The sequence below is a fragment of the Pseudomonas sp. ICMP 8385 genome (genome assembly GCF_002699915.1).
GTDB classification, from domain to species: domain Bacteria; phylum Pseudomonadota; class Gammaproteobacteria; order Pseudomonadales; family Pseudomonadaceae; genus Aquipseudomonas; species Aquipseudomonas gessardii.
Genome location: NZ_LKBY01000164.1, coordinates 1 through 5,896, shown reverse-complemented (window position 1 = coordinate 5,896; position 5,896 = coordinate 1). Strand labels below are relative to the sequence as shown.

Below are 5,896 nucleotides of genomic sequence, written 5' to 3'. Positions count from 1 at the left end.
CGGTGACTGCAGGCATTGATGAAGGCATTGAGCTCACCATCTTTGTTGCGTGTGATGAATATCGGCTGCCGGCCCATCTGCGTGGTGTAATAGTCGTTCTTCTCGGGAATCTGGCTCTCGTGGGCGAGATAAATCCAGTTACCCTCAAAGATGTGTTTCATCTCTAAATCGAACAGCCGAGGGTCGGTGAACATCTCGCGTTTGCAGCGGTAGATGCCCTCATTCTGGTCTTCTTCAACGAGACTATCTATATAGTCGAGTCCCAGGTGCATTGTCATGGTCATGACTCCATTATTATTGTTTCTGCTGCATAAAGCCTAAGGGGTAGGCCTTTCTAGAGATAGCCATTTTTTGCACTCCTGTATCCGCTTCTTGCAAGACTGGACTTATCCCTATCAAACCGGACACTGCAGCCCGTTAAGGAAGGTCTGAAGTAGTCCCGTTTTCCGAGCTGATTTTCTCAATGATTTTTAAAAAACAGCGTCTCAATCGAAAATCAGGTCATTTTTCACCTTCAAATACAGGGTTTCGCCCTTGTGAGGCGCTTCGCAGGGTTGATTCCCTGCATCACGGACGCATCTCTCCCGTGATCATTAACTGTTTGCGCACCATCCACAGGTTCGACAGCGCAAACAGCGTGACCTGCTGGGCTGTGTTTTTCACCAAGCCGCGAAACCGCACCTTGGTGTATCCAAACTGGCGCTTGATCACACGGAACGGATGCTCGACCTTAGCGCGCACCTGCGACTTGGCGTATTCGATCTTGCGCTTCATTCGGCCAGTCAGGCTTTTTTTGCCGTGCTTTTTGTGCGAACTGGGCCGGGCGGAAATCGACCAGATCACTTTTCGACTTTCATGTTCGGGGCGCTTGTGGACACCGGTGTAGCCAGCATCTCCGGCAACATGGGTTTCCTCACCATGCAGTAATGGGTCGACCTGAGTCACGTCGGCCACATTGGCGGCGGTACCCACCACGCTGTGCACCAGGCCCGAATCGGCATCCACACCAATGTGCGCCTTCATGCCAAAAAAGTACTGGTTACCTTTCTTGGTTTGGTGCATCTCAGGATCGCGCTTACCTTCCTTATTCTTGGTCGAACTGGGCGCATGGATAATCATTGAGGATGGTGGTTTCATCCGGGATGCGCTCCAGTCCCAGCCCAGCAAACTGGCGCAAAATTGTGGTCTTAGAGCGACTCTTCCATCGCCGGATCGCTGTAGCCGAACCAGTTCTGCATCAGGTGCACACGCAAGATGGCCATCAACGGGTATGACGGCCGGTCGCCTTCACCCTTCGGGTAATGCGGTTCGATCAAGGCAATCAAGCCCTTCCACGGCACCACCCGATCCATCTCGATCAGAAAACGCTCACGTCGGGTTTGTTTACGCTTGCCGGCATACTCAGCATCGGCGAAGGAGATCTGCTTCATCGGAAAACTCGGCGGGTGGTGTCCGGCTATTTTGCCAAAATCAGGAAGTCTTTTTCAGAGTTTCCCTAGACACTCTCCAAGCTCAGGAAATAGCGTTTCTCATACTCTACTGGCGATAACTGCATAGCACTGCCGTGCCGGCGTTTAGGGTTATAAAACATCTCGAATGTAATCGAAAATATCACTCCGGGCTTCTTCGCGTGTTCCGTAGATCTTTCGTCGGATTCGCTCCCGCTTTAACAGCTGGAAAAAGCTCTCTGCAACGGCATTGTCGTGGCAGTTTCCTCGCCGGCTCATGCTGCTGACCACATTGTTAGCCTTCAGGAAGCTTTGCCAGTCTGAGCTGCTGAACTGACTACCTTGATCTGAGTGAATCATCACTTCTTGCTTCGGTTTACGCCGCCACACCGCCATCAGCATGGCGTCGATAGCCAGGTCGCTGCTCATCCTGGGCTTCATTGACCAACCGATCACTTGGCGAGAAAACAGATCCAGCACTACTGCCAAGTACAGCCACCCTTCGTAGGTGCGGAGTTGAGTAAGAGGCAGGGCGTAGTCGGACTATTTCCCTGCCTCTCCTCACCGAACCGGACGTGCACCTTTCAATGCATCCGGCTCTCCGTTTAAACGCTGGCGAACGCCATAGCCACTTCAGTGAAACGCGAGGTCCATGTGTTCCTGAGTTCCGACCTCAGGTAGGGATTACCTTCGGGCAGGCGCCACCGGAACTGCTTCTTGCCTTGCCCAACTAACCGATACAGTATTTCACCGCTGAGTTTGCCGTTATTAGTCTTGCCAAATAAAACCCAGGTCTTACTTTGGCTGGGCTTAGGTGCTTTGCACCATTGGCGCATCAGGGGTTTGATACGGGAGCGGTATTTGTGAGCCAGCCAATGGGCCAGTTTCCAAAACACGATACGATCGATATAGCTGAATGCTTTGGCTTTGAAATCAACGAATTGATAAAACGCGGCCCAGCCTTCCAGCTTTCGGTTGATCGATTCAACCATGTCGATCTTACTTTCACTGTGGTTACCTGAGAGCAGTGCCGTCAGTGAGGCTGCGAAGCTTCTGGCTTTGTCTCGTGGAATCGTCGTTACCACACGCATGTCGCCGTAGCGGCTACGCTTGCGGATGATCCGATGGCCCAGAAAAACAAATCCATGGCGGTTGCAGGAGCTAAGTGCAACACGGTTATTGAATTGAAGCGGGTGCATCATGCTGCATCGCCATTGCTTTTTCCATCACCTCGGTCATCACTTCAATCGGACATTTCCAGTTAAAGCGTTTGCGTGGCCGAATGTTCAGCTCGTAGGCAATGGCATCCAGCTGTTCCTGGCTGTATACAGACAAGTCTGTGCCCTTGGGCAGGTACTGGCGGATCAAGCCATTGATGTTCTCGTTGCTGCCGCGCTGCCAGGGGCTGTGCGGGTCACAGAAGTAGATGGCCACCCCCGTCTTCTGGGTGATCTCGGCATGCCGGGTCATCTCCCGGCCTTGGTCATAGGTCATGCTCTTGCGCACCGCCAGCGGCATCCGGTTGAGGGCCGCACTGAAGCCCTCTACGGCCGAAGTCGCCGTGGCATCGTTCAGCTTGATCAGCATCAGGTAGCCGCTGGTGCGTTCGTTCAGCGTGCCCACGGCAGAGGCGTTGGCCTTGCCTTTGATCAGGTCACCCTCCCAATGCCCCGGCATCAGGCGGTCTTCAATCTCCGGCGGACGCACATGAATGCTCACCATCTCCGGGATCTGGTTGCGCCGATCAACGCCTCCTGCACGTGGCCGGCGCGTACTCTTGCCCTGGCGCAGGCACCGGATCAGCTCCTTGCGCAGCTCACCCACAGGCAGGGCATAGACCGCGCTATAGATCGTCTCGCGACAAACGTAAACGTCTTCAAAACTGGGAATATCCATGCTGCGCAGCTTGCCGGCAATCTGCTCGGGAGAGAAGTTTTTTCGCAGCAACACCACCACCAACTCAAGCAGTTCGCTGCCCAGCACCAGCTTCTTTTGCGGGCGACAGACCTCTCGACGTTGACGCATGTGGCCCTGGGCCGTAGGTGCGTGATAGATGCCGTTGGCGCCCGTGTTGCGCCGCAGTTCACGACTTCGTGGAGGGGCTTCGGCCAAGCAACCGGGCAATCTCTCGCCGGCCCATGCCATGCAAGCGGCTTACCTGAATCGTGGCGCGTTCTTCTATGCTGAGTTCTTCATATGACATGGGGGCAGCACCTTACCGGAAAGGTCAGGTGTTGCACTCAGTTTCCGCGGCCGCCCTTCCGATTGGGTGGAAGCTGTTGAATCCCTGTAAGGCGCCATGAACCTCGACCTTGGGTATGAAGCCCTCGTAAATCGGCGTTTCGACAACCACCGGAGAAACGGCATTGACCCTGATTTGTTTGGATGCCAACTCCATCGCAAGGTGCTGGGTCAGCGAATGCAAACCTGCTTTTGCCATCGAATACGCGGACGACGGCGTAGCCGCGATCGCCTGTTTGCCCCACATCGAGCCGATGTTCACGATGGCGCCGGGACGCTCGCTGGCCACGAGGTTGGCCACGACCTTTTGTGTGATGAAGAAGAACGCTTTATTCAACGACAAATATTGCTCGTAATCACTTTCCGTGTGCTCAAGAAACGCCTTCGGGAAGAACACCCCAGCAGCGTTGACCAGAAGATTGATGTCCTTGTGGTTCTCATCGATGGTATGCAGGAGTCGCTTCACATCTTCGACTCGCGAGAGATCGGCAGTCAGGGCTGTCACAGCGCCCAACGACGACAGCTCCTTGCGGGCCTCTTCGGCTTTGTCTTCGCGGTGACCGACGATGACGACGCTTCCGCCTTGCTCGAGAACCATGCGGGCAGTTTGCAATCCCATCCCACTAGTGCCGCCGATGACCAACAGCTTCTTGCCATTAAATTCAGTGTTCATAATAACCTCTTAAACTACCAACTAAATGGTAGGATCATGTTGCAAAAAGTGCCGACCTTAGGTCAACACGGTAGAAAGAAAAGTGTTTCCAACATCGGCCGGTCCGCGTGGCGATCGCATGCCACGGCCCACCACCATCGAGCCCTCCAACGCGCACAAGAACGCCTCTGCGAGAGCCTCTGCGGCGGAATTTGAGGTGATCAGCGCGGCACGCTGACCGTCGGCAACGACAAGAGTCAACCAGTCGAGATTGACTTTAAAGAATCGCTTGACCTCGCTCACAACGGCGTCCGGCAGCGAGTCCGACTCGGCACCCAACATGCCGCAGACACAAAGGCGCCGGTCCTTGGCGAAGGTGCGTTCGAAAAGTGCCGCATACGCAGTTAGCCTATCAGGCGCTTTCGCATGCTGCCCTTCGATGCTCAGCAACTCCTCACGAAACCGGTGCGTGTAGCGCTGTGCGACCACGGCCACGAGTTCTCCCTTCTTGGGGAAGTGGTGGTGGATGCTTGGTTTTTTGATGCCTACCAACTGGGCCACGTCGTCGTATGAGAAGCCGTTGTAGCCATGCCGCTGTACCAAGCCTTCAGCGGCATCGACCACGCGCTCGGCGGTCGGCGAGATTTCGGAGAAATGCTTCATGCAAGTGCCTCATTTGATTCAGCGACTGGCAGATGGCCTGTCTTGACCAGGATAGTGCAGCCTTCATTGCTGAAGGGGCGGTGAGCACTCAAATGCGGACTGCGCATCCATGTGCCGGCAGGGTAGCTTCCGAACTCATCCTCAAAGACGCCTTCCAACACATAGATTTCTTCACCGCCGTAGTGACGATGCGAATTGAATCGTGTCCCCGGAGCCCAGCGCACCAAAGCCGTATGTTGGGTGTCGAACTCAGAAAGTGGCATCACCGACAGACCCGGCACGAGGCCTGGAAACCAGGGTCCGTTACGAGTGTCGACCACGGTGCGTTGGCTGTCGGCTAGATCAAGATGGCGCAGCTTGACGAACAACGTGCAACCCGTCGCGGAGCTTGGTGCATGCGAAGAACCTGGTGGATTCTTGATGTAAGTCCCAGGCCCGAAGGTTCCGGACTCATCGGTGAACATACCATCAAGAACGAGGATTTCTTCGCCCAGGTGATGAACATGGCGCTTGAACCTCGATCCTGGCGCATATCGCACGAACGAGGTGGCCCTCGCCACTTCGTCGCCATCACGCTCCAGTAACTGGCGTTGAATCCCAGTCGCTGGCGAATCGACCCACTGTAAGCTTGAAGGCTCGACGACAACACGCTGCGAAAGATCTGAATTAAGTTTCATGGCTTTTATTTTCATATACCGACTAATTGGTAGGTAGAATGGAAGTCCCCGGTTCGCTTGTCAAGCAGCTTTCGCCATTTTCTTTCACACATTGAAAAACAGTGAATTGGTTACGAGAACTCGCGAAGCTTAGCGAATGAAAGGGACTTCCCCGTCCAAGTCCGCGGCGAAAGTCGCGAGGCGGCATCAAGGTGCCATGATGAAGTTTCATAACT

The 5,896-nt window shown here is 54.6% G+C and carries 5 protein-coding genes and 3 pseudogenes; all 8 read right to left on the bottom strand.

All coding sequences use genetic code 11. The features are described from left to right. Positions 1–272: Rieske 2Fe-2S domain-containing protein (locus tag AO268_RS31160; RefSeq protein ID WP_141562868.1), on the bottom strand; the 272-nt coding region annotated here is incomplete at its 3' end. A gap of 295 nt (positions 273–567) precedes the next feature. Next, positions 568–1,430: pseudogene (locus tag AO268_RS31155) on the bottom strand (IS5 family transposase). Between the two features lie 65 nt (positions 1,431–1,495). Beyond that, positions 1,496–1,973, bottom strand: a pseudogene (locus tag AO268_RS31150) (IS3 family transposase); the annotation flags it as partial. Positions 1,974–2,053: 80 nt separating this feature from the next. Beyond that, entirely contained in the window at positions 2,054–2,650 is a 597-nt protein-coding gene (locus tag AO268_RS31145; protein WP_028624723.1) for a group II intron maturase-specific domain-containing protein, read from the bottom strand. Beyond that, positions 2,625–3,651: pseudogene (locus AO268_RS31140) on the bottom strand (IS30 family transposase). The gene AO268_RS31145 and the pseudogene AO268_RS31140 overlap by 26 nt, the downstream one beginning before the upstream one ends. 24 nt (positions 3,652–3,675) lie before the next feature. After that, positions 3,676–4,362: an SDR family NAD(P)-dependent oxidoreductase gene (locus AO268_RS31135; protein ID WP_011600758.1), complete on the bottom strand. Its 687-nt coding sequence runs from the start codon at positions 4,360–4,362 to the stop codon at positions 3,676–3,678. 57 nt (positions 4,363–4,419) lie between these two features. Next, positions 4,420–5,004 carry a TetR/AcrR family transcriptional regulator gene (locus tag AO268_RS31130; RefSeq protein WP_009399092.1) on the bottom strand — a complete coding sequence of 195 codons (585 nt, stop codon included), beginning with the start codon at positions 5,002–5,004 and terminating at the stop codon, positions 4,420–4,422. Then, a complete protein-coding gene (locus AO268_RS31125) occupies positions 5,001–5,681 on the bottom strand; it encodes a cupin domain-containing protein (protein WP_009399094.1) in 681 nt (226 codons plus the stop codon). The genes AO268_RS31130 and AO268_RS31125 overlap by 4 nt, the downstream gene beginning before the upstream one ends. Between the last annotated feature and the right edge of the window lie 215 nt (positions 5,682–5,896).

Excerpts from the sequence above, each read along its gene's own strand:
- AO268_RS31145 (WP_028624723.1), bottom strand. The coding sequence starts at position 2,650 with ATGATGCACCCGCTTCAATTCAATAACCGTGTTGCACTTAGCTCCTGC.
- AO268_RS31135 (WP_011600758.1), bottom strand. The coding sequence starts at position 4,362 with ATGAACACTGAATTTAATGGCAAGAAGCTGTTGGTCATCGGCGGCACT.
- AO268_RS31130 (WP_009399092.1), bottom strand. The coding sequence starts at position 5,004 with ATGAAGCATTTCTCCGAAATCTCGCCGACCGCCGAGCGCGTGGTCGAT.
- AO268_RS31125 (WP_009399094.1), bottom strand. The coding sequence starts at position 5,681 with ATGAAACTTAATTCAGATCTTTCGCAGCGTGTTGTCGTCGAGCCTTCA.